Annotated in this window: 27 protein-coding genes and 1 pseudogene; 8 read left to right on the forward strand and 20 right to left on the reverse strand. The window is 72.6% G+C overall.

Annotated elements, in window-relative coordinates; translation table 11 throughout:
* Positions 1 to 27: 27 nt before the first annotated feature.
* The 3 genes from ACZ42X_RS14170 to ACZ42X_RS14180 all read right to left on the reverse strand — a co-directional run bounded on the left by ACZ42X_RS14170 (position 28) and on the right by ACZ42X_RS14180 (position 1,669).
* Positions 28 to 1,083: a lipoyl protein ligase domain-containing protein gene (locus tag ACZ42X_RS14170; RefSeq protein WP_468288597.1), complete on the reverse strand. Its 1,056-nt coding sequence runs from the start codon at positions 1,081 to 1,083 to the stop codon at positions 28 to 30.
* A 77-nt stretch (positions 1,084 to 1,160) separates the two neighbouring features.
* Entirely contained in the window at positions 1,161 to 1,334 is a 174-nt protein-coding gene (locus tag ACZ42X_RS14175; protein WP_468288598.1) for a hypothetical protein, read from the reverse strand.
* 86 nt (positions 1,335 to 1,420) lie between these two features.
* Positions 1,421 to 1,669 carry a hypothetical protein gene (locus tag ACZ42X_RS14180; RefSeq protein ID WP_468288600.1) on the reverse strand — a complete coding sequence of 83 codons (249 nt, stop codon included), beginning with the start codon at positions 1,667 to 1,669 and terminating at the stop codon, positions 1,421 to 1,423.
* A gap of 76 nt (positions 1,670 to 1,745) precedes the next feature.
* Here ACZ42X_RS14180 and ACZ42X_RS14185 point away from each other — a divergent pair, with 76 nt between their 5' ends.
* The 5 genes from ACZ42X_RS14185 (at position 1,746) to ACZ42X_RS14205 (ending at position 6,953) form a co-directional block, all read left to right on the forward strand.
* Entirely contained in the window at positions 1,746 to 3,515 is a 1,770-nt protein-coding gene (locus ACZ42X_RS14185) for a gamma-glutamyltransferase family protein (protein ID WP_468288602.1), read from the forward strand.
* Between the two features lie 67 nt (positions 3,516 to 3,582).
* Entirely contained in the window at positions 3,583 to 4,416 is an 834-nt protein-coding gene (locus ACZ42X_RS14190; RefSeq protein WP_468288604.1) for an inositol monophosphatase family protein, read from the forward strand.
* A gap of 55 nt (positions 4,417 to 4,471) precedes the next feature.
* On the forward strand, positions 4,472 to 5,893 hold the full coding sequence (locus ACZ42X_RS14195) for a phytoene desaturase family protein (RefSeq protein WP_468288607.1): 1,422 nt from the start codon (positions 4,472 to 4,474) through the stop codon (positions 5,891 to 5,893).
* Entirely contained in the window at positions 5,890 to 6,402 is a 513-nt protein-coding gene (locus ACZ42X_RS14200) for an O-acetyl-ADP-ribose deacetylase (RefSeq protein ID WP_468288609.1), read from the forward strand. The genes ACZ42X_RS14195 and ACZ42X_RS14200 overlap by 4 nt, the downstream gene beginning before the upstream one ends.
* Before the next feature lie 59 nt (positions 6,403 to 6,461).
* Positions 6,462 to 6,953, forward strand: coding sequence for a hypothetical protein (locus ACZ42X_RS14205; protein ID WP_468288612.1), 492 nt, complete (start codon positions 6,462 to 6,464; stop codon positions 6,951 to 6,953).
* A 136-nt stretch (positions 6,954 to 7,089) separates the two neighbouring features.
* Here ACZ42X_RS14205 and ACZ42X_RS14210 read toward each other — a convergent pair whose 3' ends face one another.
* The 4 genes from ACZ42X_RS14210 to cpt all read right to left on the reverse strand — a co-directional run bounded on the left by ACZ42X_RS14210 (position 7,090) and on the right by cpt (position 9,697).
* Positions 7,090 to 7,764 carry a DUF3618 domain-containing protein gene (locus ACZ42X_RS14210; RefSeq protein WP_468288615.1) on the reverse strand — a complete coding sequence of 225 codons (675 nt, stop codon included), beginning with the start codon at positions 7,762 to 7,764 and terminating at the stop codon, positions 7,090 to 7,092.
* On the reverse strand, positions 7,740 to 8,186 hold the full coding sequence (locus tag ACZ42X_RS14215) for a phage holin family protein (protein WP_468288618.1): 447 nt from the start codon (positions 8,184 to 8,186) through the stop codon (positions 7,740 to 7,742). Before ACZ42X_RS14215 ends, ACZ42X_RS14210 begins: the two co-directional genes overlap by 25 nt.
* Positions 8,183 to 8,944, reverse strand: coding sequence for a hypothetical protein (locus ACZ42X_RS14220; protein ID WP_468288621.1), 762 nt, complete (start codon positions 8,942 to 8,944; stop codon positions 8,183 to 8,185). The genes ACZ42X_RS14215 and ACZ42X_RS14220 overlap by 4 nt, the downstream gene beginning before the upstream one ends.
* Positions 8,945 to 9,166: 222 nt before the next feature.
* Positions 9,167 to 9,697, reverse strand: coding sequence for a chloramphenicol phosphotransferase CPT (cpt, locus tag ACZ42X_RS14225; protein WP_468288794.1), 531 nt, complete (start codon positions 9,695 to 9,697; stop codon positions 9,167 to 9,169).
* A 63-nt stretch (positions 9,698 to 9,760) separates the two neighbouring features.
* Between cpt and ACZ42X_RS14230 the strand changes: the two genes are divergently transcribed.
* Positions 9,761 to 10,558: an aminotransferase class IV family protein gene (locus ACZ42X_RS14230; protein WP_468288624.1), complete on the forward strand. Its 798-nt coding sequence runs from the start codon at positions 9,761 to 9,763 to the stop codon at positions 10,556 to 10,558.
* A 62-nt stretch (positions 10,559 to 10,620) separates the two neighbouring features.
* Here the strand turns inward: ACZ42X_RS14230 and ACZ42X_RS14235 are convergent, their stop codons facing one another.
* The 8 genes from ACZ42X_RS14235 to ACZ42X_RS14270 all read right to left on the reverse strand — a co-directional run bounded on the left by ACZ42X_RS14235 (position 10,621) and on the right by ACZ42X_RS14270 (position 18,929).
* On the reverse strand, positions 10,621 to 11,775 hold the full coding sequence (locus ACZ42X_RS14235; RefSeq protein WP_468288627.1) for an oxygenase MpaB family protein: 1,155 nt from the start codon (positions 11,773 to 11,775) through the stop codon (positions 10,621 to 10,623).
* 127 nt (positions 11,776 to 11,902) lie between these two features.
* Complete coding sequence (locus ACZ42X_RS14240) at positions 11,903 to 12,925, reverse strand: ABC transporter substrate-binding protein (protein ID WP_468288797.1); 1,023 nt, start codon at positions 12,923 to 12,925, stop codon at positions 11,903 to 11,905.
* A gap of 5 nt (positions 12,926 to 12,930) precedes the next feature.
* Positions 12,931 to 13,722: an ABC transporter ATP-binding protein gene (locus ACZ42X_RS14245; RefSeq protein ID WP_468288630.1), complete on the reverse strand. Its 792-nt coding sequence runs from the start codon at positions 13,720 to 13,722 to the stop codon at positions 12,931 to 12,933.
* Positions 13,722 to 14,816 carry a FecCD family ABC transporter permease gene (locus ACZ42X_RS14250; RefSeq protein ID WP_468288633.1) on the reverse strand — a complete coding sequence of 365 codons (1,095 nt, stop codon included), beginning with the start codon at positions 14,814 to 14,816 and terminating at the stop codon, positions 13,722 to 13,724. Before ACZ42X_RS14250 ends, ACZ42X_RS14245 begins: the two co-directional genes overlap by 1 nt.
* 258 nt (positions 14,817 to 15,074) lie before the next feature.
* On the reverse strand, positions 15,075 to 15,530 hold the full coding sequence (locus ACZ42X_RS14255) for a MaoC family dehydratase (RefSeq protein ID WP_468288636.1): 456 nt from the start codon (positions 15,528 to 15,530) through the stop codon (positions 15,075 to 15,077).
* Positions 15,527 to 17,092 (reverse strand): acyl-CoA synthetase, encoded by a 1,566-nt coding sequence (locus ACZ42X_RS14260; RefSeq protein ID WP_468288639.1) that lies wholly within the window; start codon positions 17,090 to 17,092, stop codon positions 15,527 to 15,529. The genes ACZ42X_RS14255 and ACZ42X_RS14260 overlap by 4 nt, the downstream gene beginning before the upstream one ends.
* Positions 17,093 to 17,116: 24 nt before the next feature.
* A complete protein-coding gene (locus ACZ42X_RS14265; RefSeq protein WP_468288642.1) occupies positions 17,117 to 18,010 on the reverse strand; it encodes an amidohydrolase family protein in 894 nt (297 codons plus the stop codon).
* Positions 18,011 to 18,014: 4 nt separating this feature from the next.
* A complete protein-coding gene (locus ACZ42X_RS14270; RefSeq protein WP_468288645.1) occupies positions 18,015 to 18,929 on the reverse strand; it encodes an SDR family oxidoreductase in 915 nt (304 codons plus the stop codon).
* A 200-nt stretch (positions 18,930 to 19,129) separates the two neighbouring features.
* Between ACZ42X_RS14270 and ACZ42X_RS14275 the strand changes: the two genes are divergently transcribed.
* Positions 19,130 to 19,570, forward strand: a complete 441-nt coding sequence (locus ACZ42X_RS14275) for a MarR family winged helix-turn-helix transcriptional regulator (RefSeq protein ID WP_468288800.1) — start codon at positions 19,130 to 19,132, stop codon at positions 19,568 to 19,570.
* Here ACZ42X_RS14275 and ACZ42X_RS14280 read toward each other — a convergent pair.
* From ACZ42X_RS14280 to ACZ42X_RS14300, 5 genes and pseudogenes are all read right to left on the reverse strand, one after another.
* A complete protein-coding gene (locus ACZ42X_RS14280; protein WP_468288647.1) occupies positions 19,555 to 19,713 on the reverse strand; it encodes a DUF3237 family protein in 159 nt (52 codons plus the stop codon). The two genes, ACZ42X_RS14275 and ACZ42X_RS14280, sit on opposite strands and share 16 nt — an antisense overlap.
* 32 nt (positions 19,714 to 19,745) lie before the next feature.
* Positions 19,746 to 19,970, reverse strand: a pseudogene (locus ACZ42X_RS14285) (ABC transporter permease subunit); the annotation flags it as partial.
* 200 nt (positions 19,971 to 20,170) lie between these two features.
* Positions 20,171 to 20,944 carry an SDR family NAD(P)-dependent oxidoreductase gene (locus ACZ42X_RS14290; RefSeq protein ID WP_468288649.1) on the reverse strand — a complete coding sequence of 258 codons (774 nt, stop codon included), beginning with the start codon at positions 20,942 to 20,944 and terminating at the stop codon, positions 20,171 to 20,173.
* Between the two features lie 93 nt (positions 20,945 to 21,037).
* The gene (locus ACZ42X_RS14295; protein ID WP_468288651.1) at positions 21,038 to 21,970 is read right to left on the reverse strand and encodes an NAD(P)H-binding protein; all 933 of its coding nucleotides are present in this window, start codon (positions 21,968 to 21,970) and stop codon (positions 21,038 to 21,040) included.
* Positions 21,967 to 22,590 (reverse strand): ScbR family autoregulator-binding transcription factor, encoded by a 624-nt coding sequence (locus ACZ42X_RS14300; RefSeq protein ID WP_355353314.1) that lies wholly within the window; start codon positions 22,588 to 22,590, stop codon positions 21,967 to 21,969. The genes ACZ42X_RS14295 and ACZ42X_RS14300 overlap by 4 nt, the downstream gene beginning before the upstream one ends.
* A gap of 219 nt (positions 22,591 to 22,809) precedes the next feature.
* Here ACZ42X_RS14300 and ACZ42X_RS14305 point away from each other — a divergent pair, with 219 nt between their 5' ends.
* Positions 22,810 to 23,781: a ScbA/BarX family gamma-butyrolactone biosynthesis protein gene (locus ACZ42X_RS14305; protein ID WP_468288653.1), complete on the forward strand. Its 972-nt coding sequence runs from the start codon at positions 22,810 to 22,812 to the stop codon at positions 23,779 to 23,781.
* The last annotated feature ends 124 nt before the right edge of the window (positions 23,782 to 23,905 follow it).

Raw genomic sequence — 23,905 nt, forward strand, 5'->3', positions numbered from 1 at the left:
CTCCTGTCGGGAGCCGATCCAAGAGTTCTAAGGCACGCGGGCCGTCCACTCGGGGGAGGAGAACTTCCTCTCCGCCAGCTCCCTCGCCCGCGCCATCTCCTCGGCCGTGACCGCGCCGTCCGTCAGCCCGTACCGCTCGCGGAACGAACCGATCATCCGCTGGATGACCGTGGCGCGCGGCAGGCCCGTCTGGCGGCGCAGCGGGTCCACGCGCTTCTTCGCGCTCGTCGTGCCCTTGTCCGAGAGCTTCTCGCGGCCGATGCGCAGCACCTCCGTCATCTTCTCCGCGTCGATGTCGTACGACATCGTCACGTGGTGCAGCACCGCGCCCTCCCCGCCGACGATCCGCTTCTGCGCCGCGCCGGCGATCTTGCCCGCCTCGGTGGCGATGTCGTTGAGGGGCTGGTACCAGGCCTTGATGCCCATGTCGCCGAGCGCGCCCAGCACCCAGTCGTCGAGGTAGGCGTAGCTGTCCGTGAAGGACAGCCCCTTGACCAGGGCCTCGGGGACGGAGAGCGAGTACGTGATGGTGTTCCCCGGCTCGATGAACATCGCGCCGCCGCCGCTGATCCGGCGGACCACCGTGATGCCGTGCCGCTCGGCGGCCTCGGCGTCGACCTCGTTGCGCAGCGACTGGAAGCTGCCGATCACCACGGCCGGCGCGCCCCACTCCCACACGCGCAGCGTCGGCGGCCGACGCCCGGCCGCGACCTCGGCCGTCAGCACCTCGTCCAGCGCCATGTGCAGCGCAGGCGACTGCGCCGCGTCGTGGACCAGCTGCCAGTCGTAGTCGGTCCAGTCCGTGGCGTGCGCGAGGGCCCGCCGTACGGCGACGCCGATGCCTTCGCTGGTCAGCCCGAACATCTCCGTCCCCGGCGGGAGCGCCGCGTCGATGCGCGCGGCCAGCCCGGAGGCGTCGGTGTCGGCGGGGGCGCCCTCCAGGGCCCGGTCGATGGCGTCCAGCGCGTCGTCGGGCTCCAGGAAGAAGTCCCCGGCCACCCGCACCCGCCGCAGGACGCCGTCCTCGGCGTCGAGGTCGACCGTGATCAGCTTGCCGCCGGGGACCTTGTACTCACCGTGCACCGCGCGCCCTTCCTGTCGGGGCTTCCACGGTATCGGGGCCTGCCGACATCAAGGCCTGGCCGTCCTCCACGCCGGCTTCAGGGCCTGCCCTCCTCCTTGCCGGACCTCTCGGTCTTGCGGCCTCTCTCGGTGCCGCTCTGCCGTCCGGTGCGGTTGCCCTTCCGCTCCTCCTCCGGGTGGACGTCGTTCTCGCCGGTCACCCGCTCCAGCGGTGACTTGTTCCGGTCTTCCTGCCGTCCGCGTTCGCCCATGACGTCATTCCTTCCCTACCGATTCGGCTGTCGGCTGTCGGCGCCGGCTGTTCGCCGGGGTCGACGGGTTCCCCACCCGGCGCCCGTCACGCACCCAGCTCCCCGGCCATGGTGCGCAGGGTCGCCGCCAGCTCCCGCACCTGGTGGTCGGACGGCGACGGCGTGCCGATCCGGCCCACCAGGTCGCCGCGTGTCAGGAGCACGGCCGCTCCCTCGTACCGCGCGGAGGCGAGCCGGTCCGGGCGGACCACATGCGCCCGCCCCTCCATCAGGACGAGCGCGGCACCGTCGTCGGGCAGCGCGAGCAGCTCGCGTACATGGCTTTCGTCGATCATGCGCCCCGAGTACCCGATCCGTACGGCCCCGATCCGCCTCGGCACACACTCACTCGAAAGCGCGTACGCTCCGGCCATGTTCACCACCCGGCCCACCCTCCAGGGCACCTTCGGCATGGTGTCCTCCACGCACTGGCTCGCCTCCCAGACCGCGATGGCCGTCCTGGAGGACGGCGGCAACGCCTTCGACGCCGCCGTCGCCGCCGGGTTCGTCCTCCACGTCGTGGAGCCGCACATGAACGGCCCGGCCGGAGAGGTGCCCCTCATCCTGGCGCCCGCCGGCGGGGACGTACGGGTCCTGTGCGGGCAGGGCCCGGCCCCCGCCGGGGCCACCCTCGCGCACTACCGGTCCCTCGGACTCGACCTCGTACCCGGCACCGGCCCGCTCGCGGCCGCCGTACCGGGGGCCTTCGACGCGTGGATGCTGCTGCTGCGGGACCACGGCACCGCGTCCCTCGCCCAGGTGCTGCGGTACGCCATCGGGTACGCCGAGGACGGGCACGTGCCCGTGGCGGCGATCGGCGAGACCGTCGAGACCGTACGGGGGCTGTTCGAGACCGAGTGGACCTCCTCCGCCGAGGTGTACCTCGTGGACGGAAAACCCCCGGCCCCCGGCTGTCTCTTCCGGAATCCGGCTCTCGCGCGTACCTGGCGCCGGTTGACCGAGGAGGCGACGGCGGCCGCCGGGGAGGACCGGGTCGCGCAGATCGAGGCGGCCCGGCGCGTCTGGCGCACCGGCTTCATCGCGGAGGCGTTGGTACGGCAGGTAGCCCGCCCCACCATGGACACCAGCGGCACCCGCCACACCGGCACCCTCGCCGCCGGGGACCTGGCGGCGTGGTCGGCGGCGTACGAGGACCCGGTCACGTACGACTGGAACGGCTGGACCCTGTGCAAGGCGGGTGGCTGGAGCCAGGGCCCCGTCCTCCTCCAGCAGCTCGCCCTCCTGCCGGACCCGCTGCCCCCGTACGGCTCCGCCGACTACGTCCACCTGCTGGTCGAGGTCTGCAAGCTCGCCATGGCGGACCGCGAGGCCTGGTACGGCGACGCCGCCCACGTCCCGCTCGACGCCCTGCTGTCCCGCGCGTACAACGCCGAGCGGCGCGCGCTCATCGGCGACAAGGCGTCGTACGAGCTGCGCCCGGGCCGCCCCGGCGGGCGTACGCCGCGGCTCAGCGACCACGCGGCCCGGGCGGGCGCCGCCGCTCCGGCTGCCCTCGGGGCCGGTGAGCCGACCGTCACGGTGGACGGCGCCACGCGCGGCGACACCTGCCACCTCGACGTCGTGGACCGCTGGGGCAACATGGTGGCCGCCACGCCGAGCGGCGGCTGGCTCCAGTCCAACCCGGTCGTGCCCGAACTGGGCTTCCCGCTCGGCACCAGGCTCCAGATGGCCTGGCTGGACCCCGGCCTGCCCAACTCGCTGACGCCCGGCCGCCGCCCGCGCACCACGCTCACGCCGTCGCTGGCGCTGCGGGACGGGGAGCCGGTGATGGCGTTCGGCACACCGGGCGGCGACCAGCAGGACCAGTGGCAGCTGCACTTCTGGCTCGCCGTCACCCACGGCGGCCTCGGCCTCCAGGCCGCCATCGACGCGCCGAACTGGCACAACGACGCCTTCCCCAGCTCCTTCTTCCCGCGTGCCATGCGGCCGGGCTCGGTCACCGTCGAGTCGCGCATGGACCCGGCGGTGGTCGAGGAGTTGCGGCGCCGGGGCCACGAGGTGACGGTCGGCGGGCCCTGGACCGAGGGACGGCTGTGCGCGGTCGCGCGCGATCCGCGCACCGGGATCCTCTCGGCGGCGGCGAACCCGCGCGGCATGCAGGGGTACGCGGTCGGCCGCTGACGAGGCCGGCCGCCGGTTTCTGGGGGTTCGGTCGCCCGTTGTCAGTGGTCCGTGATTGGCTGGACACATGATCGATGAGCTTCTCGAGGGATCCGGTTCTCTGTCCTCGCGGGTCGAGGAGGCGGTGCGCGCGGCGGCGGCCGCCGAGATCATGCCGCGCTGGCGGCAGCTCGCCACGCACGAGATCCTCGAGAAGAGCGGCCCGCACGATCTGGTGACCATCGCCGACCGGGCCGCCGAGACCCATCTGACGGCCGCGCTCACCGCGCTGTTGCCGGGCTCGGTGGTGGTCGGCGAGGAGGCGGTCCACGCCGACCCGGAGGTGTACGAAGCGCTGCGCGGCGACGCGCCCGTGTGGATCGTCGACCCCGTCGACGGGACCCGGCAGTTCGTGCGCGGCGAGCCCGGTTTCTGCACGCTCGTCGCGCTCGCCCGCCACGGCGAGCTGCTGGCGGGCTGGACGTACGCCCCGGTGGCCGAGGAGATGGCCGTCGCGGCGCGCGGCCACGGCGCGCGGCTGAACGGCATCCCGATACGGTCCGGCTCGCCGGTGCCCGGCGAGGTGCTCCGGGTGGCGACGTCCCACCCCGACTACACCACCCCGGAGCAGAAGGCCGCCCTGCAGGGCCTCGCCACCGAAGGCGTCCACCCCCGGCCGTGCGGCTCCGCCGGCCTGGCGTACCTGGACATCGCCCGGGGCGTGACCGACGCGCTCGCGTTCACCTGGGAGTATGCCTGGGACCACGCGCCTGGCCTGCTGCTGGTGGAGGAGGCGGGCGGCACGCACATCACCCTGTCCGGCGAGCCCTTCCGCATCACCGGCGGCAACGCCCTGCCCTTCACGGCGGCCCGTGACCGGGCCACCGCCGCTCGTGTCCGCGACCTGCTGACCCGTCAGTAGGAGCCGGGACCTATCCTGAAGCCCTTGGCCGTCGGCTGACGAAGGAGTCCGAAAGGTGCCGTCGATGCTGGATGCCGTCGTCGTGGGGGCGGGGCCCAACGGGCTGACCGCCGCCGCCGAGCTGGCCCGGCGCGGGTTCTCCGTGGCCGTGTTCGAGGCCCTCGACACCGTCGGTGGCGGTGCCAGGACCGAGGAGCTCACGCTGCCCGGCTTCCGGCACGACCCGTGCTCCGCCGTCCACCCGCTGGGCGTCGGCTCACCGGCGTTCAAGGCCCTGCCGCTCGACCGGTACGGCCTGGAGTGGCTGCACGCCGAACTGCCCATGGCGCACCCCTTCGACGACGGGACGGCGGCCGTGCTGTCCCGGTCGGTCTCGGAGACGGCGGCCTCGTTCGGGCCCCGGGACGCGGGCACGTACCGGCGGCTCGTCGCGCCGTACCTCGGCAAGTGGGACACCCTCGCCCGCGACTTCATGTCCCTGCCGCTCACCGCGCTCCCGCGCGACCCGGTCACCCTCGCCCGGTTCGGCATCGACGGCCTGCCGCCGTCCACCTGGCTGATGCGCCGCTTCCGCGACGACCGGGCCCGGGCGCTGTTCGCCGGGCTCGTCGCCCATGTCATCGCCCCGCTGAACGGGCTCGCCACCAGCGCGATCGGTCTGGTCTTCGCACTCGCCGCGCACGCGGGCGGCTGGCCGCTGCCGCGCGGCGGCTCGCAGTCCATCTCCGACGCCCTGTCCGCGTACGTACAGGACCTCGGCGGTACGGTCCACACCGGTTACGAGGTCAAGCGCCTCGACGACCTGCCGCCGGCCCGCGCGTACGTCTTCGACACCTCCCCGACGGCTCTGGCGCGCATCGCCGGTCTGGGCCGGTTCTACGACCACTACCGCTACGGCGCCTCCGTCTTCAAGATCGACTACGCCCTGGACGGTCCCGTCCCCTGGACCGCGGAGGCGCCCCGCCGCGCCGGCACCGTCCAAGTCGGCCCCAGCAGCCGGGAGATCGGCACCGCGCTCACCCAGGCCGCCGGCGGCACGGCGCCCCGCACACCGTTCCTGATCACCGCCCAGCCCAGCCTCGTGGACCCCTCCCGCGCGCCCGAGGGCAAGCACGTCTTCTGGGCGTACGGCCATGTCCCGCACGCCTGGCGCGGCGACCTCACCGACGCCGTCGAGCGCCAGATCGAGCGCTTCGCCCCCGGCTTCCGCGACCTCGTCCTCGCCCGCGCCACCGCCGGCCCGCCCGAACTCGCCGCCCGCAACGCCAACTACGTCGGCGGCGACATCGCCTGCGGCGCCGCCAGCGGCCTCCAGCTCCTGCTGCGCCCGCGCCTCTCGCTCTTCCCGTACAACACCCCGCACCCCGCGGTGTTCCTCTGCTCGTCCGCGACCCCGCCCGGGCCGGGCGTCCACGGCATGTCGGGCCACAACGCCGCGAAGGCGGTCTGGCGCCATCTGCGAAAGGCCCGGCCGTGAGGATCACCCTGGTCCACGGAGACCTCACCGAGCAGCACGCCGACGCCCTGGTCAACGCCGCCAACTCCTCCCTCCTCGGCGGCGGCGGCGTCGACGGCGCCATCCACCGCAAGGGCGGCCCCGAGATCCTCGCCGAGTGCCGCCGCCTCCGCGCCTCCCACTACGGCCGCGGCCTCGCCACCGGCCACGCCGTCGCCACCACCGCCGGCCGGCTCCACGCCCGCTGGGTGATCCACACGGTGGGCCCGGTCCACTCGACGGAGGAGGACCGCTCCCCTCTCCTGGCCTCCTGCTACCGCGAGTCCCTCCGCGTGGCCGACGAACTGGGCGCGCGGACCGTCGCGTTCCCCGCCATCTCGACCGGCGTCTACCGCTGGCCGATGGACGACGCGGCGCGCATCGCGGTGGAAACGGTGCGGTCGACGGAGACGGCGGTGGAGGAGGTCCGCTTCGTCCTCTTCGACGAGCGGGCGTACGCGGCGTTCGCCGAGTGGGTCGGTAGCCTGTGACACGGAGGGATGCATTGCCCCCGCGCGGCGGTGTGGTCCTCGTCGATCAGTCGACCTCCATGAGCGACCTCATCGGCGGTGAAGATCTCAAGCAGAAGGCTGATGTCGTTGCCGACGCCATCAACCGGCTCCTCACCGAGCTCTCGGTCAAGGGTGCCAAGGAGGAGGGCGTACGTGACTGCTTCCATGTCGCGGACATCGGCTACGGCGCGACTGTCGGCTCAGCGTTCGCGGGCTCGCTCGCCGGCCGCGACATCGTTCCCCTAAGCGAGGTGGCGGACAATCCAGCCCGGGTCGACGAGCGAAGCAAGAAGGTGCCCGACGGCGCAGGTGGGCTGGTCGGGACCGCGGTCAACTTCCCCCTGTGGACGGACCCGGTCGCCCACGGCGGAACTCCGATGAACCGCGCCCTTCAGTATGCCGAGACTCTCGTCGCCGGCTGGACCGAGCGCTATCCGGCCGGCTTCCCGCCGATCGTCAGCAATCTCACGGATAGAGAGTCGACCGACGGTGACCCCACCGCGGCCGCCGAAGCCATCAGGTCTCCTTGACCGTGGGTGGGGTAAGCCCGTGCTCGTGCGACACGGGTGGCCACCCTTGTCCCCGCCCGGCATACGTCGACGGGCAGCCCCGGGCGCGCGCGGTCCCGGCGCGCGCCCGGCAGTGGTCGTCGGCGTCGGTCCCCGGTCAGCGTTGTGTCCGGTCGCGTACCTCGGCGACGGTGTCCTGGCCCGTCCGGCGGAGCCCTTCGGCGGTCTCCTGGCCGGCGGACCGGGTTTGCTCCTTTGTGGTGTCCACCGCTTCCTGAGCTGTGGATTTGACCGACTCGACCGCCTCGGCGGCCGGTTCGCGCAGCTCTTCCTTCACCTGCTGTACGGCTTGGGCGGCTTGCTGCTTCACCGGCTCGATCAGCTCGTCCGAGTGCTCGCGCAACTGCTGTCCAGCGCGTTCCTCGGCCTCCGTGGTCGGCAGCAGCGCGGCGGTGAGCATCCCGGCACCGAAAGCGATCAGCCCCGCCGCCAGCGGACTCCCCTGCGTCTGCTGTTTGGCCCGCTCCGGCGCCTGCTGCAGCGCGTCACCGACCTGGCTCGTGGCGTCCTGGGCCGTCTGGACCACGCTGCCGGCGGTGTGTCCTGCCGTGTCGGCCATGCCCTGTGCGGATTGCCTCATGCCGCCGACGGCGTCCCGGGTGCTCCCCATCACGCGCTCCTTCACTCCGGTCAGCCGGTGACGTGCCGCGCCGGCCTTTCGCCGCGCCACTCGTCCCGGGGTCACCTTGTCCGCCAGCAGGTCGACATTGCGGGCCAAGTGGGCGCGCCGGTATTCCACGTCGCTCCTCAGCTCCTCGGGTGTCGCGCCCATCGGGCATCCTCCTTCAGCGATTCCACGGTCTGTTCGGGCTTGAGGTTGACCGTGCGCAGGCGCTTGCGGCCGGTGGAGTACAGCACTGCGCCGACCACGGCCCACACGGCCGTGACGATGAGGGCCGCCCAGGCGATGTCCATGACGTTGGCCAGCGCGAAGATCACGGTGAAGCTGCCCAGCAGCAACACCAGATGACCGGCATACCCGGCCCCGCCGAGCATGCCCACGGCCTTGCCCGCCTTGGCCGACTCCTCCTTGATCTCCGCTTTGGCCAGTTCGACCTCGTCGCGGACCAACTGCGACAGGTCCGCGCTGATGTCACCGATCAGATCGCCGATCGACGTGTCCTCGGCCCTCGCGGGCGGCGTGGAGGGCGGCCGCGTCCGGACCCTGTCGTACTCCGACACCCGTGCTGTCACAGCCGGCCCCCTTCGCCCGAGGCCGGGGGCTGGGTGGGCGGTGCCGTGGGTGCCGCGGGGGCGGGAGGTGGCGGCACCGGTGAAGTGGTGGAGGTGCCGACAGGGGGAGTGGGCGGTACGGGAGGCGGGGGCGGAGCTGCGGGCATACCGGACGGGGCGACCGGTGCCGCGCCGGGTGACGCCTCCAGACCCGCGCGTCCCGCGGGCCGGGGCTGCTGGGCCCGGGCGCCGCCTCCACCGCTGCCGGATCCGTTGGAGCCGGCGGCGCTGACGCCCTTGCCGGCGCGCGCCACGACGAAGCCGGCCAGAGCCGCCCCCGCCAGGAAGACACCCGGGCGACGCCGCGCGAAGTCCTGCAGGTCACTGACGAGGCCATCGGGTCCGCGCCGCTCCAAGCGGGAGGCGACCTGGTTCCCACCGTCGGCCACCTGCCGCACCATGCCCGCGACGCCGGAGTCCGGCTTGCCGTTCTCGCTCATCTCGCGCAGCTCGTCCGACAGCCGACGCACATTCTCCGCCAGCCGCCGGGTCTGCTCCTGCGCCTGTCCCTGGAGTTGCTCCCGCAGGTTCCCCACCAGGTCACGAGCCTGGTACGTAGCCTCCTGAGCCACCCCCGCGGCCTGCTCCCTGGCGGTGCCGGCCACCTCGGCGGCCTTGTCACCCACCATCCCGGCGCCCTCCACCGCCTTGCTCTGCGCCGTTCGCGCCACCGCTCCAGGTGTGCCCTGGCCGCGGCCCGGCCCTTCGAAGTCGCTCATGGATCCTCCTGATCGAAGGAAAACGTTCCGTCTGCCACCCCCGCGTACCCCCATCGCGGCCGGTCACCATCGCATCACGGCATCAACCCGAAATTTCCGGCGCGGCACGGGCTGGGCCAGCGCGTCATCGACAGGGCGCCCCGGTCCGGCGTTCGTGATCATCCAGCTGGGGCGGCCTGGCCGGTACGAGCCCTCGGCGCCGCCGGCCACCCGGGCCGACGATCACCGCACCCGCGCGGCGATGGTCCTCGCGCACTCCAGCGCCTCCGTGTGCGTGGTGTCCACCTCCAGGTCGTAGGTCACGCCCTGGTGGACCACGTCCGCCTGGGACGCCGCCATTCCGATCGCCCGGTCGCCTCGGGCGATCTCGCGGCCGGCCGCCACCGCGGCGTCACACATGACGCCGACCCACAGCACGCCCAGTCCGTCCAGAGCCTTCCGCCAGCGCTCCTGTGAGTACGTGCCGCCGAGGAAGACCTCGTCGACGATGACCCGGGCGCCCGCGCGGGCCATCGCCGCGACGCCCTCGATCCACGCCGCTTCCAGCGTCCGGAACTCCGGGCCGACGATCACCTCCCCGTCCGGTCCGAACTCGATGCCATCCTCGGACGTCTGCAGGGACGCCGGCATGGCGTCCACCAGCGTGTCCGTCCCGAGCGCCAGCCATGGCTGCGGGAGGACCGCCTGGAGACACCGGATGATGCCGGACTTGCCCGAGCTGGAACCACCGTTGAGAACGATCACCTGAGTCATCACCGCGCCACAGTAGCCATCTCGCGAACCCCACCGCCGAGCAGCCCTGACATGCTGGGCGGCATGGCCACACTCGACGGACAGCCCGTGACCCCCGATGACCTGCTGCCCCTCGCGCTGACCAACCTCGGTCACTTCACCACCATGCGCGTCGACGCCGACCGCCGCATCCGGGGTCTGTCCCTGCACATGGAGCGCCTCGTACGGGACTGCGAGGCCGTGTTCGGCGCGGAGCTGGACACCGGGCGGGTCCAGGCGCACGTCCGGGAGGCCCTCGACGGGACGGAGGGGCCGGACGGCCCCTGTGTCGTGCGCGTCACCGTCTACGACCCCACGGTCGACGTGGCCCGCCCCGAGGACGCCGACCGCCCGCGTGTCCTCGTCAGCCTGCGGCCCGCCGGGGCGGTGGCGCCGCCGCCGCTGCGCGCCAAGACCGTGCCGTACGAGCGCGACCTGCCCGAGGTCAAGCACACCGGGCTCTTCGGCACCCTGTACGCCCGCAGGGCCGCGCGCCGGCAGGGTTTCGACGACGCCCTGTTCTTCGGGGCGGGCGGCCGGGTGTCCGAGGGCGGCACCTGGAACGTCGGCTTCATCACCGACGACGGCGTGGTGTGGCCGGAGGCCCCCGCGCTGCCCGGCGTCACCATGGCCCTGCTCCGGCAGCATGTCGACCACCGGGTCGCCCCGGTCACCGTCGCCCAGGCGAAGACGGCGCGGGCCGCGTTCGCCACCAACGCCTTCATCGGCGTACGCGCCCTGTCGGCCATCGACGACGCCCCCCTGGCCGTCGAACACCCGCTTCTGAAGACCCTGCGCGAGGCGTATGAGTCGATCCCGGGTGAGGAACTGTCAGGAGGCTGAGCGGCCCGCCCGGGGGCGGGCCGCTCCACGCCGACGGCGTCAGCCGGCCGCGCGTACGGGCCTCAGCGGTTGTCGTCCAGCTCCTGGTGCATCTGCGGCTGGTCGTCCTGGTCGTGGGTCACGGCGTAGCGCATCATCTCCCGGTAGGCACCGGAGGCGATGCCGAGGACGTCCTTGTACGGGTTGACGCCCGTCGCCTTCTCGGCGGCGCCGCCGAACAGGCCCCCGCCCACCTTGCCGGCCAGGCCGTGGCCGGTGGCGATCGGCTTGGCGGCGAGGTCCAGGACGCCCCTGTCGAGACCGGCCATGTCGGCGTACTTGTCGGTGAGGGCGGTACGGACCATGGCGATGAAGGCGTCGTGGGACGGGCCGGGCAGGAACTTCTTGTAGTACTTGACGGCCTGAGCCGTCATGTAGACGCCGTCTTCGGTCTTCTTCCACTCGTTGTCGCGTTCCTTGGTCCACAGGCGGTCGACCTCGTCGGCGTCCTTGGGCAGGAGCCACTTCTCCGGGGTGCCGAGGTAGTGGTTGACGTAGTGCCAGGCGCACACGAAGCCGTGGGCGTCGTCCTTGGAGACGTCGATGCCGAGGTTCCGCATGGCCTGCAGGACCTGCACGCTGAAGACGCAGGCCGCGCCGGTGGTGTACTTCTGCGAGACCGGCTCGCCGTGGGTGGCGTAGTCCCACTTTCCGCTCTTCTTGTGCAGCTGGCGCACGGAGGCGTGGACCAGGCGGACCTTGGTGACGTTCGCGGCGAGCTTCCCGCTGGTCATGGCGTCCGGTTCGTCCATGTCGATGAACAGGCGCGAGGACTGCGACAGGCGCCGGCCCGGGCCTTCGACGCCGCCGAGGCGGCCGGTGGAGCGCAGCGTGAAGGCGCCGGTCGGGGAGAGGTAGGTGCCGATCAGGCCCACGGTGCCCTGCAGCATGGACACCTCGCCCTTGTGGCGGCTGAAGAACTTCTGCGCGGCCTTGACGTCGGCCGGGGTCCAGCCCGGCGGCTCGGCCGCGGCCTTGTCCAGGAACTCGGCCAGCCGCGGGGGCAGGTGCGGGTTGTCCTGGCCGGGCCTGATGGTGCCGATCGTGCGGAACAGGGCGTTGACCCCGTCGATCTCCTGCTTGTCGATCAGGTCGGAGACGAGGGCGTCGGCCTCGGGGTCTCCGGCCTTGCTCGCGGCCTCAAGCTCCTGTGTGACGTACTGCGCGGACAAGGGCACAGCGGCTCTCCTTCACTCGGAAGTCGGTGGGCGGGGATGCGCTCGTGATCTTGCCCGGAGGGAGGTACGCCTTCCATTACCCGATGGGGTTACCCGGAGGTGCGCCGGGCGCACCCAGGGGGCGCGCTCAGCCTCGTGGCGGCACCGTCCGCAGGTAGGCGGCGAGTGCGGCGATGGCGGCCGGGTTGCGCGGGCTCTCCACCAGGTCGGCGTAGTCGAGCGTGAAGATCCGCCGGTGCTTCACCGCGGACACCTGCGCCAGCGGCGGGTAGGACAGCAGGAACGCCTTCTTCTGCTCGGCGGTGGTGTCCCCGTAGTCGTTGACGACGATGACCTCGGGGTCCCGCTCCACGACGCTCTCCCAGCCGACCGCCGTCCAGGAGTCGTCGAGGTCCCCCATGACGTGGTCGCCGCCGGCCAGCGTGATGATGTCGTGCGGCGCGGCGAAGCGCCCCGAGGTGAAGGGTTTGTCCTGGCCGCTGTCGTAGAGGAACACCGTGGGCCGGTCGGCGCCCTTCGGGGCCTTGGCCCGTACGCCGGCGACCTGCGCGCGGAAGTCCGCGATCAGCCGCGCCGCCCGGTCCTCGACGCCGAAGAGCTTCCCGAGGTTGGTCAGGTCGGTGTACAGCGCTTCGAGCGGCGGCATGATCCCCCGGGCCTTGCCGCGGCCGTTGCGGCAGGACTCGGTGAGGACGTACGCATCGATGCCGAGGCCGCGCAGGGTGTCGGGGGTGAGGCCCCTGTCCTCGCCGAAGCCGTAGTTCCAGCCGGCGAAGACCATGTCGGCGCGGGCGTCGAGGACGAGCTCCTTGGTGATCTCGTTCTTGGACAGCCACTTCGCCTTGTCGTAGCCGGACTTCCACGGGATGCCGGACACGTCGCCCTTGTCGTCCGGCATCACGAAACCGGCCATGCGGTCCTCCAGACCGAGCGCGAACATGATCTCGGTGATGCCGACGTCGTTGGTGACCACCCGTTCGGGCCGCTTGGCGAAGGTCACCTTCCGTCCGCAGTTCTCGAGGGTGACGGCGGTGGAGCGGCCGTCGTCCCGGGCGGCGGGGGACGACGACACCTCGGCGCCGCACCCGGAGAGGGTGAGGAGCAGGGCGAGGGCGGCGGCCACGGCGGCGGCCGGGCGGGAGTGCGTCATGTGCGTCACGGGCGGTGTTCCTGTCCCTGGTCGTGGAGACGGTCGAAGAGGAGCTGTACGGCACCGGTCCGGGGGTGCCGTACAGGGTGGGCGCTGACGCCGAACACGTCGGCCAGCAGCTCGGGGGTGAGGACGTCGTGCGGGGCGCCCGAGGCGACGATGCGGCCCCGCGCGATCACGTACAGCACGTCGCAGTGGAGCGCCGCGAGGTTCAGGTCGTGCAGCGCGGCCAGCACCGTCGGGCCGGCCTGGCGCACCAGCGCGAGGACGTCCAACTGGTGGGCGATGTCCAGGTGGTTGGTCGGCTCGTCAAGGACGAGCACGCGCGGCTGCTGGGCGAGCGCCCGGGCGATGAGGACGCGCTGCCGCTCACCGCCGGAGAGGGAGAGGAAGCCGCGCTCCGCGAGATGCCCGGCGCCCACCCGGGCGAGCGCGTCCGCGCAGAGCGCGCGTTCGTCCACGGGCCCGCCCGGGCCGCGCCGCCGGTGCGGCAGCCGGCCCATCGCCACGACCTCCGCGACGGTGAAGTCGAACTCCGCCGACGACTCCTGCGGCAGCGCCGCCAGCCGGCGGGCGCCCTCCCGCGCACCCAGGGCGTGCAGGTCGTCGCCGGCCAGCAGGACCCGCCCGGCCGCCGGGCGCAGCGCCCGGTACACGCAGCGCAACAGGGTCGACTTGCCGCTGCCGTTCGGCCCGACCAGGCCCACGACCTGTCCCTCGGCCGCCGTGAGCGTGATGTCGTGGACGAGCCGGGCGCCCGCGACCGTGACCGACAGGTCCTCGATGTCGAGACGCATCAGCGGCCCCCGAAGGCGTAGCCGCGACGGCCGCGCATCAGGAGCAGGAAGCACGGCACGCCCACCACCGCGGTGATCACGCCCAACGGCAGTTCGGCCGGGGCGAGCAGTACGCGCGAGAGGACGTCGACCCAGATCAGCAGCACCGCGCCCACCAGCGGCGCCACCGCCAGTACCCGCCGGTGCCCGGCGCCCACCACCATCCGTACGAGGTGGGGCACCATCAGGCCGACGAACCCGATGGCCCCGCTGACGGCCACCACGGCCCCGGTGACGGCGGCCGTGACCACGAACAGCTCTCGGCGCAGCAGCCCCGGGTTCACGCCCAGCGTGGCCGCCGTCTCGTCGCCCATGGCCAGCGCGTCGAGCCGCCGTGCCGAGACGGCGAGGTACGCGGTGCCGCCGAGCACGGCCGCGGCCGCGAACGGCAGGGAACCCCAGCTCGCGCCGCCGACGCTGCCCAGCAGCCACATCATCACCGACCGGGCCGCCTCGCCGCGCTCCGCGTTGAAGACCATCAGGGTGGTGATCGCCGAGAAGCCGTAGCTCATCGCGCTCCCGGTCAGCACCAGCCGCAGCGGCGTCAGCCCGTGCGCGGTGCGCGCGGCCGCGTAGACGAGGACCATCGCGACGAGCGCCGAGGCGAACGCCGAGACGGACAGCGCCCACACGCCCAGTGCGGACAGTGCGCCGAGCAGGATGACGGCGTTGGCGCCGACCGCCGCGCCGGAGGAGATGCCCAGGACGAACGGGTCGGCCAGCGCGTTGCGCACCATGGCCTGCACGGCGACGCCGGTGACCGCGAGGCCGGCCCCGACGACCGCCGCCAGCACGGTGCGCGGAAGCCGGATCTCCCACACGATGGTGTACGCCGAGACCTCGTCGGGCCGGATCGTGGAGCCGGTCAGCCCGGCCCGCAGGAAGTGCGCCACCTCCCCCCACGTCAGGCCCGACGCCCCCAGTCCCACCCCGCACACCAGGGAGCACAGCAGGACGGCGCCGAGTACGACGGTCAGGGGCAGCAGCGGGATCCGGCGCGGGGGAGCGGGGCCGGCCGCCTGCACGGCCGGGGTGGCGGTCGTCACCGTGGTCAAGGGTGGTCCTCACGCGTCGGGCGCCGTGTCCGTACGCGTACGAGGAAAGGCCCGCACTCCGCCGGTGGGGGCGGGGCCCGCGCGCATCCCCTCTCGCAGTCCACGGCGAGTGGTCGGGAAGTCGAGCCGTCCCCCGGGTGATCGGGCTCACGCGACCGCCCCCGCGGAACGAGGGCGCTCACGTTTACCGTTGCGGGTCAGCGCCGGACTCTCACCGGACTTCCCCCACGGGACGCGATCCGCAGCGTAGCAAGAGCCTCAGGCGTAGAAGCGGGAGAGGCTCCGCAGCACGGCGGCCGGCTTCGCGCCGCCGTCGATCTCGAGCGTGCCGTCCACGGTGATCTGCACCCCGCCGGGTACGTCGGTGACGTCGGCGAGGCGGGCGGCGAGCCGGAGGCGGGAGCCGACGGTGACGGGAGCGGGGAAACGCACCTTGTCGAGGCCGTAGTTGACCTTGGTGGTGACGCCCTGGACGTCGAGGAGGCCGGTGAACAGGGGGATGAAGAGGGAGAGCGTGAGATAACCGTGGGCGATGGGGACGCCGAAGGGGCCCTCCTTGGCGCGCTCGGGGTCGACATGGATCCACTGGTGGTCGCCGGTCGCGTCGGCGAAGGTGTCGATGCGTTCCTGGGTGACCTCGATCCAGTCGCTGGTTCCGAGGTCGCTGCCGGCCAGGGCCTTGAGTTCGTCCAGGCCGTTGACGGTGACGGTCATCGCTGCGTGTCCTTCCGGGGTCCGGGGCTTGCGTGGCTCGCGTGGCTTGCGTGGCTTGCGTAGCGCGTACGGAGCTGGTGTTTGAGGAGCTTTCCCGAGGCGTTGCGGGGCAGTTCGCGGACGACCACCACCGACTTCGGGATCTTGTACTTGGCCAGGGAGGGCACCAGGAACGCCCGCACCCGCTCGGGGTCGAGCCGGGCACCGTCCCGGGGGACGACCACCGCGAGGCCCACCTCGCCCCATCGGCCGTCGGGTACGCCGATGACGGCGCACTCGACGATGTCGGGGTGCGCGAGCAGGGCGCTTTCCACTTCGGCGGGGTAGACGTTCTCGCCGCCGGAGATGTACATGTCCTTGATGCGGTCGGCGATGGTGACGTAGCCGTCGGCGTCCACCCGGGCGGCGTCACCGCTGTGCAGCCAGCCGCCGGCGAAGGTGGCGGCGGTCTCCTCGGGCAGCCCCCAGTAGCCGGGGCTGACATGGGGCCCGCGTACGACGACCTCCCCCACCTCGCCGACGTCCACCTCGCTCATGTCGGGCCGCACCACCCGTACGTCGCTGAAGAAGTGCGGGACGCCCGCCGATCCGGCCTTGGGGACGGCGTGTTCCGCGTCCAGGAACAGCACGCCGGGCGCCGCCTCGGTCATGCCGTAGCCCTGCTGGAAGACCAGCCCGCGCCGCTCGTACGCGCGGATGAGCGGTACGGGTACGGGCGCGCCGCCGCAGTTCAGCAGGCGCAGGGAGGACAGGTCCGCCGACTCCCAGGCGGGCTGGCGGCTCATCAGGTCGAACATCGTCGGCACGCCGAACATGAACGTGACGCGGTGCCGGGCGATGGTCTCCAGGGCCCGCGCCGGGTCGAAGCCGTCGGTGAGGACGCAGGCGCCGCCCTTGAGCAGCACGGGCAGGGTGAGCATGCTCAGCCCGGCCGCGTGGAAGAGCGGCGCGGCCACCAGGGCGCGCTCGTCGGCCCGCAGGTCCTGGTCGATGAGGACGTTGACGGCGTTCCAGGTGAGGTTGGCGTGAGTGAGCATGGCCCCCTTGGGCCTCCCCGTCGTGCCCGAGGTGTACATGATCAGGCACAGGTCGTCGCCGGTGACCGTCTCGTCGATGGGGTCGGTCGACGAGGCGGCGAGCCGGGACTCGTAGTCCGGGCCGAGGGGCAGGAGGGTGTCCGGCCGGGCGGTGGCCAGGCCGTCGACGACGTCCTGGTGGCCGGGCGCGTACACCAGGACGCGGGCGCCGCTGTCGTGCAGCTGGTAGTCGATCTCGGCGGCGGCCAGCCGGGTGTTGAGCGGCACGAAGACGCCGCCGAGGACGCCGGCCGCGAACAGCGTCTCCAGGAAGGTGTGGTGGTTGGGGCCGAGGTAGGCGACGCGGTCGCCGCGCCGGACGCCCCGCGCGCGCAGGGCGTGGGCGAGGCGGGTGGTGCGCTCGTGCACCTGGGCGTAGGTGAGGGTGATGTCATCCTGGGTGCCCTGGGTCTGGACGAGCGCCGGGCGGTCCGGGGTCTTGCGGGCCCTCCGTGCGGGCCAGGACCCCAGTCCCTCGTTGCGCATGGGCCGCTCCTTGGTCGCGGGGGTTCAGGTCAGGCCGAGCAGCCGGGCGGCGTTCTCCTTGAGGATCTTCGGTCTCACCTCGTCCTTGATCGGCAGCTTGTCGAAGTCGGCGAGCCACCGGTCGGGGGTGAGGACGGGATAGTCGGAGCCGAAGAGGACCTTGTCCTGGAGCAGGGAGTTGGCGTAACGCACCAGCGAGTCCGGGAAGTACTTCGGCGACCAGCCGGACAGGTCGATGTGGACGCCCGGCTTGTGCGTGGCGACGGCCAGGGCCTCGTCCTGCCAGGGGAACGACGGATGCGCCAGGATGATCTTCAGGTCCGGGAAGTCGGCGGCGACGTCGTCGACGTGCAGCGGGTTGGAGTACTTCAGCCGGATGCCGCCGCCGCCCGGGACCGAGGCGCCGATGCCGGTCTGTCCGGTGTGGAACAGCGCGATGGCGCCGGTCTCCTCGATGACCTCGTACAGCGGGTAGGCCATCCGGTCGTTCGGGAAGAACCCCTGGATGCTGGGGTGGAACTTGAACCCCCGTACGCCGTGTTCCTCCACCAGCCGCCTGGCCTCGCGGACGCCCGCCCGGCCCTTCCAGGGGTCGACGCTCGCGAAGGGAACGAGCACGTCCGCGTGCGCCGCGCAGCTTTCGGCGATCTCCTCGTTGGAGATGCGGGGGTGGCCGGTGGCGTGTTCGGCGTCGACGGTGAAGACCACCGCCGCCATGTTCCGCTCCCGGTAGTGGGCGGCCATCTCGTCGATGGTGGGCTGCCGGTGGCCGTGGGCCTTGAAGTACGCCTCCGACGCCGCGAACAGCTCGGGGCTGAGGGCGCCGTGGCCGTCCTTGGAGACCTCGGCGTGGGTGTGGACGTCGATGGCGGTCAGGGCGCCGACGTCGATACGGGCCGTCTGCTCGGCGGAGGGCATGGACCTACGCCTCCGGGATCCGGGGCGCGGGGATGCCGACGCTCTGCGGTTCGCGTCCGACCGACGTGTCCCACGCCGCCGCGATGCCTTCCGGGGTCCAGCCGCCGTCCGCGTACGCCACCGCCGTCTCCTGCGGGTGCGACCACAGGGCGAGCCGGTCGCCGCCGATGCCGACGCACTGTCCGGTGACGCCGCGCGCGGCGTCGGAGGCGAGGAAGGGCACCAGCGCGGCGCAGTCGTCGGCGGTGCCGAAGCCTTCGCCCTTGCGCAGGAAGTCCGGCAGCGGCCGGCCCTGTTTCAGGGCGTCGACGTACGGGGCGAAGGCGGGGATGGTCTCGGTCATCGCGGTGGCGGCGACCGGCACGATGGCGTTGACGGTGATGGCCGACCGGGCCAGCTCCATGGACCAGGTCCGCACCATCGCGGCGATGCCCGCCTTGGCCGCCGCGTAGTTGGTCTGCCCGAAGTTGCCGCGCTGGCCCGCGGGGGAGCCGACCAGGACGAGGCTGCCGCCCTCGCCCTGCTCCCGCATCCGTACGGCCGCGGCACGGGCGCAGGTGAAGGTGCCGCGCAGATGCGTGGTGACCACGGCGTCGAAGTCGTCGTCCGTCATCTTCCAGAGCACCCGGTCGCGCAGGATGCCCGCGTTGGTGACCATCACGTCCAGCCGGCCGAACTCCTCGACCGCCCGGCCCACCAGGTGGTCCGCCGTTTCCGTAGTGCCCACGGCCCCGGCCTGGGCGACCGCGCGGCCGCCCGCCTCGGTGAGGGACTTCGCCGCGGCCTCGGCCGCGTCGGCGTCCACGTCGTTCACCACGACCGCGGCGCCCGCCCGGGCCAGTGCGGCGGCGTACGCGTACCCCAGGCCGCGTCCGCTGCCGGTGACCACGGCCACCTTTCCCGTCAGATCCACGGACATCGCCCACCTCGTCTCGTCGAACGGAGGCGCGCCGAGAGGCGCGCTGAAAAGAAGCTAAGAGCAATCATTGATGTCGTCAATGGTTGTTGTGATGACCTGTCTATGGGAGGGTGAGCGTGATCCACGTCCTCGTGGCCCCGCGTCACCACGGCTGCCGAAGGAGCCCCCCGATCAGCGACGACATCACCGGCGCCCCCTGGATGCGCGCGCTGCACGCCGACACCGGCTACCTCCTCTACCGGCTCGGCCTGCGCTCCGGCAGCCTCTTCAACAGCGCCCTCGAACAGCACGGACTCCGCCTGCGTCACTACGCGCTGCTGCGCTACCTCGCCACCGTCGAGGGCGCCCGCCAACGGGAACTGAGCAGCCGGCTCGGCTACGACCCCAGCGCCATCGTCGGCCTCGTGGACGACCTCCAGCGCCTCGGCCTCACCGAGCGGCGCCCGGACCCGGGCGACCGCCGCAACCGGATCGTCGTCCTCACGGAGGAGGGCCGGAAGCTGCTGCGGGACAGCGACCGCGACGCGGCGCACGTCACCGAGCAGCTCCTCGCCCCCCTCGACGAGGAGCAGCGCCGCGCGCTCCACGCACTGCTCCTGCGCGTCACCGAGGGCCGGTCGGATGGTCAGTCGACGCTGTAGCAGCGGATGACGATGTGGCCGTCCTCCTCCCGGGCGAGACCCACGAAGACCGTCTCGGCGAGCCAGCGGTGCGCGGGCGCGTCGGTGCGGAAGACCGGGGCGGTACGGTCCCGGTGGAGCCGCTGGCGACCATCAGCCCCCACTCGGCGGTCGGCGGCTGGGTGCCCAGGCCGATGAACGAGAACGCGGCCACGTCGAGCAGGACGTACCCGAAGGCGGTCGTCAACTGCACCAGCACCAGCGGCAGCAGGTTGGGCACGAGGTGACGCAGGCAGATCCGCCACCCGGACATGCCGAGCATCCGCAGCGCGGACACGTACGGCATCCGGCACTCGCGCCGCGCCGCGCCGCGCACGGTACGGGCGATGTACGGCAGGTACGCCAGCGAGAGCGTCGCCATCGCCACACCCAGGCCGGCCCCGAGGGCGGCGGCCGCTTCGAGGAGGAGCTCGTCCTCGACGCCGCTCAGGCCGTCGAGGACCGGGCGCCGGTGGTCAGCCTCTGGGCGTAGCGGCGGCCGGGGGGTGAGGCCCGCCGCCCGGGCTGTTCCGGGGCGGCGGACCGCAGGAGGACGGTGGGTCTCTCAGGTGAGTGTCCGGCTCACGCGGCCGTCCAGCCGCCGTCCACCGGCACCGCCGCCCCCGTCACGAACGAGGAGCGGTCGCTGCACAGCCAGGCGGCGGCCTCGGCCACCTCGGAGGGGGCGGCCATCCGCTTCTGGATGGGGCGGGCGAGGAAGCGTTCCTCCAGCCCCGGCGTCTCCGCCAGCACCTCGTCCATCAGCTCGGTGAGGGTGTTGCCGACCACCAGCGCGTTCACCCGCAGCCCGCGCTGCCCGTACTCGGCGGCCGCTGCCCGGGTGAGGCCGATGACCGCGTGCTTGGCGGCGACGTACGGGGCGACGGCACCGGTGGCGAGGACGCCGGCGACGCTGGAGGTGTTGACGATGGTGCCACCGGAGGGCGAGCGGAGCAGGACCGGGATCTGGTGGCGCATGCAGTTCCACACGCCCCGGACGTTGACGTCCATGATCTGCTGGAAGACCGTGTCGTCGGTCTCGTGCAGCTCCGTTCCGACCGTCGCCCAGCCGGCGTTGTTGAAGGCGCCGTCCAGGCCGCCGTACGTGTCCACCGCCAGGGCCACCGCGCGCTCGACCTCGTCCGGCCGTGTCACGTCGGCCGGCGCCGCCGTCGCCCGGCCGCCGCTGTCGGCGATCTCCTTCTCCAGGGCCCGCAGCCGTTCCTCGCGGCGGGCGACCAGGACGACCGCCGCGCCCTCCGCCGCGAACAGCCGGGCGGCGGCGGCTCCGATGCCGCTGGACGCGCCGGTGATCATGATGACCTTGTCGGTGAGCAGTAAGTGAGTGGTTGTCATGCACCCATTCAACTGTCCGGGTGTCGTCACCACGCGACGGTTACGACATCCTCACGTACACCGCGGTCCGTGAGCTGCGCGACCAACGGCCGGTTACGCGGCCAGGAAGTGGCCGACGTGGTCCCGCGCCCAGGCCCGGAAGGACGTGGGCGTCCGGCCGAGCAGCCTCTCGACCCCGGGGGCCACCACGGCCTTGCCACCCGCCGCCTGACGGTCGCTCATCTCCAGCAGGGCCCGCACGAGAGGCTCCGGGTAGCGCCGCCGCCAGGCGTCGCGGGCCTCCTCGGGGGTCAGCTCGACGAAGTCCAGCGGCCTGCCGACCGCGGAGGCCAGTTCCGCGCACTGCTCCCGGGCGGAGATCGCGGCCGGACCCGTGAGGGAGTACGCCCGTCCTGCGTGCGGCCCGGGCGTGCTCAGTACGCGCGCCGCCGCCTCGGAGACGTCCCGCGGATCGACGCAGGCGATACGCGAGTCGCCGTGCAGCGCCCGCACCACCGACTCCCGGGCGATCGACGGGGCCCAGTCGCGCGTCTTCGACATGAAGGCGCGCGGGCGCAGCAGGGTCCACTCCATGCCCGTGGCGCGTAATCGCTGCTCGTTCTCGCGCTGCCAGCGGGTCACCAGGTCCTGGGCCTCCGGATCCGTCACGGCGAGCGCGGACACCTTCACGATGTGCCGTACGCCGCAGGCCTCGGCCGCCGCGAGCACGTTGTCCTCGTGGTCGGGCCGGAGCGGGTCGCTGGTGACGAGAAGCAGCGCGTCCGCTCCCCGGCAGGCGCGGGCCAGGGACACCCGGTCGGCGAAGTCGGCGCCGACGATGTCACCCGCAAGTCCCCGGCGGGCGGCCCGGGCCGGGTCCCGGGTGAGGGCGCGCACCCGGTGGCGGGATGCCAGCAGGGCGGAGACCGTGTGGCCCACGGTGCCGCTGGCACCGGTGACCACGATGGTCGGCCGCTTGCCGTCGTTCCGCTGCGACTCCGCCGCGCGCGGTGCCGTGCGGAGTCCGTCGCGGGTGGGGGTGCTCACGCCGGCCTCGCGCGGTCGGCGTCGAGCACGATCCGCTCCGCGACGGAGGGAACGGCGATCCCGGGGAGGAGGTTGCGCCACATCCCCACGGTCCGCTGGGGCAGGTCGGCCCGTCCGCTCACGAGCTGGGAGTAGAGCTGGATGCCGGTACAGGCGCCCACGACGAACTCGGCCACCTCCACCGGGTCCACGGAATCCCGGAGCTCGCCGTCGTGCCGCGCTTCGAGCAGGCAGTCCGTCATGATGCGGACCCACGTGCGGTACGACGTGTCGTCGCGCATCCCGAAGGCGCCCTGTTCCACGGCCAGCCGCACGGCGGCCCGCAGCATCGGGTCCTGCTGGATCTGCCACGACCACAGCAGGGTGATGTCCACCAGCCGTTGCAGTCCGCGGGAGCGGAGCATCGGGACGATGGTGTCGGGCTGGGCGTTCATCACCGCGAGCGCCAGCCCCTCCTTGGACTTGAAGTGGAAGTACATGGCCCCGGTGGTGGCGCCGGCCCGTTCCGCGATCTTGGTGATGCTGGCGCCGGCGAAGCCGTACTCGTCGAGGACCTCGGCGGCCGCGCGCAAGATCGCCTCGCGGGTCCGAACGGCTCGCTCCTGCTTCGTCCGTGGCATGCACCCTCCCCTTAAACGTAGAGAACGCTCTCTATGGTATCTGCTCGCCATGTGGGACGACAGCCCGAACATCCCTGCGTTGACCTGCGGTTGGCGAAAGTTCTCATGGTTTCCCTCGACAAACAAAAAGAACACTCTCTATTTTATGAGCGTGCGGGCACGACATCGCCGTACAGGACGGTCTGTCACACACATCGGACATCAGGGGGAAGGTTCCGCATGTCTCACACCACCCGGCAGCCGGTCGCGCCCAGCGCGTCCACACCCGTGCTCACGCCCACGCTGACCTACGCCGTTCCGAGGGAGTACGTGCACCGCGCGGCCATAGCCGAGGTGTTCCTCACCGGCTGGCGACCGACCGGACCCGACTGCTTCGCCGTCACCGCCCAGTGGCCCCGCCAGCACAGCTTCTACCTGACACAGGAGGGGACGCAGGACCCGCTCCTGCTGAGCGAGACCATCCGCCAGACCCTGCCCCTCCTGTCGCACGCGGCGTACGACGTCCCCTTCGGAACCCGGCTCAGCTGGGACTTCTTCCGCTACACGCTCAACCCTGCGGCACTGGCCGTGCAGTTCGTGCCCGCCGAGCTCGAATTAACCGTCACCGCCTCCGACATCAGGCGCCGCGGCGGCCAGCTGGCCGCCGTGACCATGAACTTCGACGTCTCGCGCGACGGCATGCCGCTGGCCACCGCCGAGACCCGCTTCGGCTGCTACACCCCGGCGGTCTACCAGCGGCTGCGCGCGGGCCGTGCCGACCTGGACGAGGTCCTCGCGAGCGCCCTCGCCCCCGCACCGCCGGTGCCTCCGGCCCTCGTGGGCCGCGACCGGCCGCAGGACGTGGTGCTGTCCGCGCCCGACGCGGACCGGGGCTGGCGGCTGCGCACGGACACCGCCCACCCGGTGCTCTTCGACCACCCGGTCGACCACGCGCCCGGGATGCTCCTGCTGGAAGCCGCCCGCCAGGCCACACAGGCCCTCGACCCCGCCCGTCGGGCGCTGCCCACCGGCATGGACATCGCCTTCTTCCGGTACGTCGAGTTCGACTCCCCGTGCTGGATCACCGCCGAGCCGGACGCCCCGGAGCGGCACGACGAGCAGGGCCGTCAGCGGACGAAGGTGACCGCCTGGCAGGAGGAGCAGGTGGCCTTCTCCGCGACGGTGACGACGGAGACGGTCGCCCCTCGCTGAGCCGGGAGCCCAACGGGCGGGGGGGGGGGGGGGGGGAGGGAGGGGGCCATCCCCCCCCACACCAGTGTGCCGCTCGGTTGGGGGGGGGGGGGACGGAGGGGGGGGGGACCTGCTCTTTTAGTCG

This window comes from Streptomyces sp. NPDC030862, assembly GCF_055571835.1.

Excerpts from the sequence above, each read along its gene's own strand:
- ACZ42X_RS14185 (WP_468288602.1), top strand. The coding sequence starts at position 1,746 with ATGTTCACCACCCGGCCCACCCTCCAGGGCACCTTCGGCATGGTGTCC.
- ACZ42X_RS14270 (WP_468288645.1), bottom strand. The coding sequence starts at position 18,929 with ATGTCCGTGGATCTGACGGGAAAGGTGGCCGTGGTCACCGGCAGCGGA.
- ACZ42X_RS14205 (WP_468288612.1), top strand. The coding sequence starts at position 6,462 with ATGAGCGACCTCATCGGCGGTGAAGATCTCAAGCAGAAGGCTGATGTC.
- ACZ42X_RS14245 (WP_468288630.1), bottom strand. The coding sequence starts at position 13,722 with ATGCGTCTCGACATCGAGGACCTGTCGGTCACGGTCGCGGGCGCCCGG.
- ACZ42X_RS14290 (WP_468288649.1), bottom strand. The coding sequence starts at position 20,944 with ATGACAACCACTCACTTACTGCTCACCGACAAGGTCATCATGATCACC.
- ACZ42X_RS14175 (WP_468288598.1), bottom strand. The coding sequence starts at position 1,334 with ATGGGCGAACGCGGACGGCAGGAAGACCGGAACAAGTCACCGCTGGAG.
- ACZ42X_RS14265 (WP_468288642.1), bottom strand. The coding sequence starts at position 18,010 with ATGCCCTCCGCCGAGCAGACGGCCCGTATCGACGTCGGCGCCCTGACC.
- ACZ42X_RS14300 (WP_355353314.1), bottom strand. The coding sequence starts at position 22,590 with ATGCCACGGACGAAGCAGGAGCGAGCCGTTCGGACCCGCGAGGCGATC.
- cpt (WP_468288794.1), bottom strand. The coding sequence starts at position 9,697 with ATGACTCAGGTGATCGTTCTCAACGGTGGTTCCAGCTCGGGCAAGTCC.
- ACZ42X_RS14260 (WP_468288639.1), bottom strand. The coding sequence starts at position 17,092 with ATGCGCAACGAGGGACTGGGGTCCTGGCCCGCACGGAGGGCCCGCAAG.
- ACZ42X_RS14210 (WP_468288615.1), bottom strand. The coding sequence starts at position 7,764 with ATGGGCGCGACACCCGAGGAGCTGAGGAGCGACGTGGAATACCGGCGC.
- ACZ42X_RS14305 (WP_468288653.1), top strand. The coding sequence starts at position 22,810 with ATGTCTCACACCACCCGGCAGCCGGTCGCGCCCAGCGCGTCCACACCC.
- ACZ42X_RS14220 (WP_468288621.1), bottom strand. The coding sequence starts at position 8,944 with ATGAGCGACTTCGAAGGGCCGGGCCGCGGCCAGGGCACACCTGGAGCG.
- ACZ42X_RS14180 (WP_468288600.1), bottom strand. The coding sequence starts at position 1,669 with ATGATCGACGAAAGCCATGTACGCGAGCTGCTCGCGCTGCCCGACGAC.
- ACZ42X_RS14230 (WP_468288624.1), top strand. The coding sequence starts at position 9,761 with ATGGCCACACTCGACGGACAGCCCGTGACCCCCGATGACCTGCTGCCC.
- ACZ42X_RS14190 (WP_468288604.1), top strand. The coding sequence starts at position 3,583 with ATGATCGATGAGCTTCTCGAGGGATCCGGTTCTCTGTCCTCGCGGGTC.
- ACZ42X_RS14240 (WP_468288797.1), bottom strand. The coding sequence starts at position 12,925 with ATGACGCACTCCCGCCCGGCCGCCGCCGTGGCCGCCGCCCTCGCCCTG.
- ACZ42X_RS14255 (WP_468288636.1), bottom strand. The coding sequence starts at position 15,530 with ATGACCGTCACCGTCAACGGCCTGGACGAACTCAAGGCCCTGGCCGGC.
- ACZ42X_RS14275 (WP_468288800.1), top strand. The coding sequence starts at position 19,130 with ATGCGCGCGCTGCACGCCGACACCGGCTACCTCCTCTACCGGCTCGGC.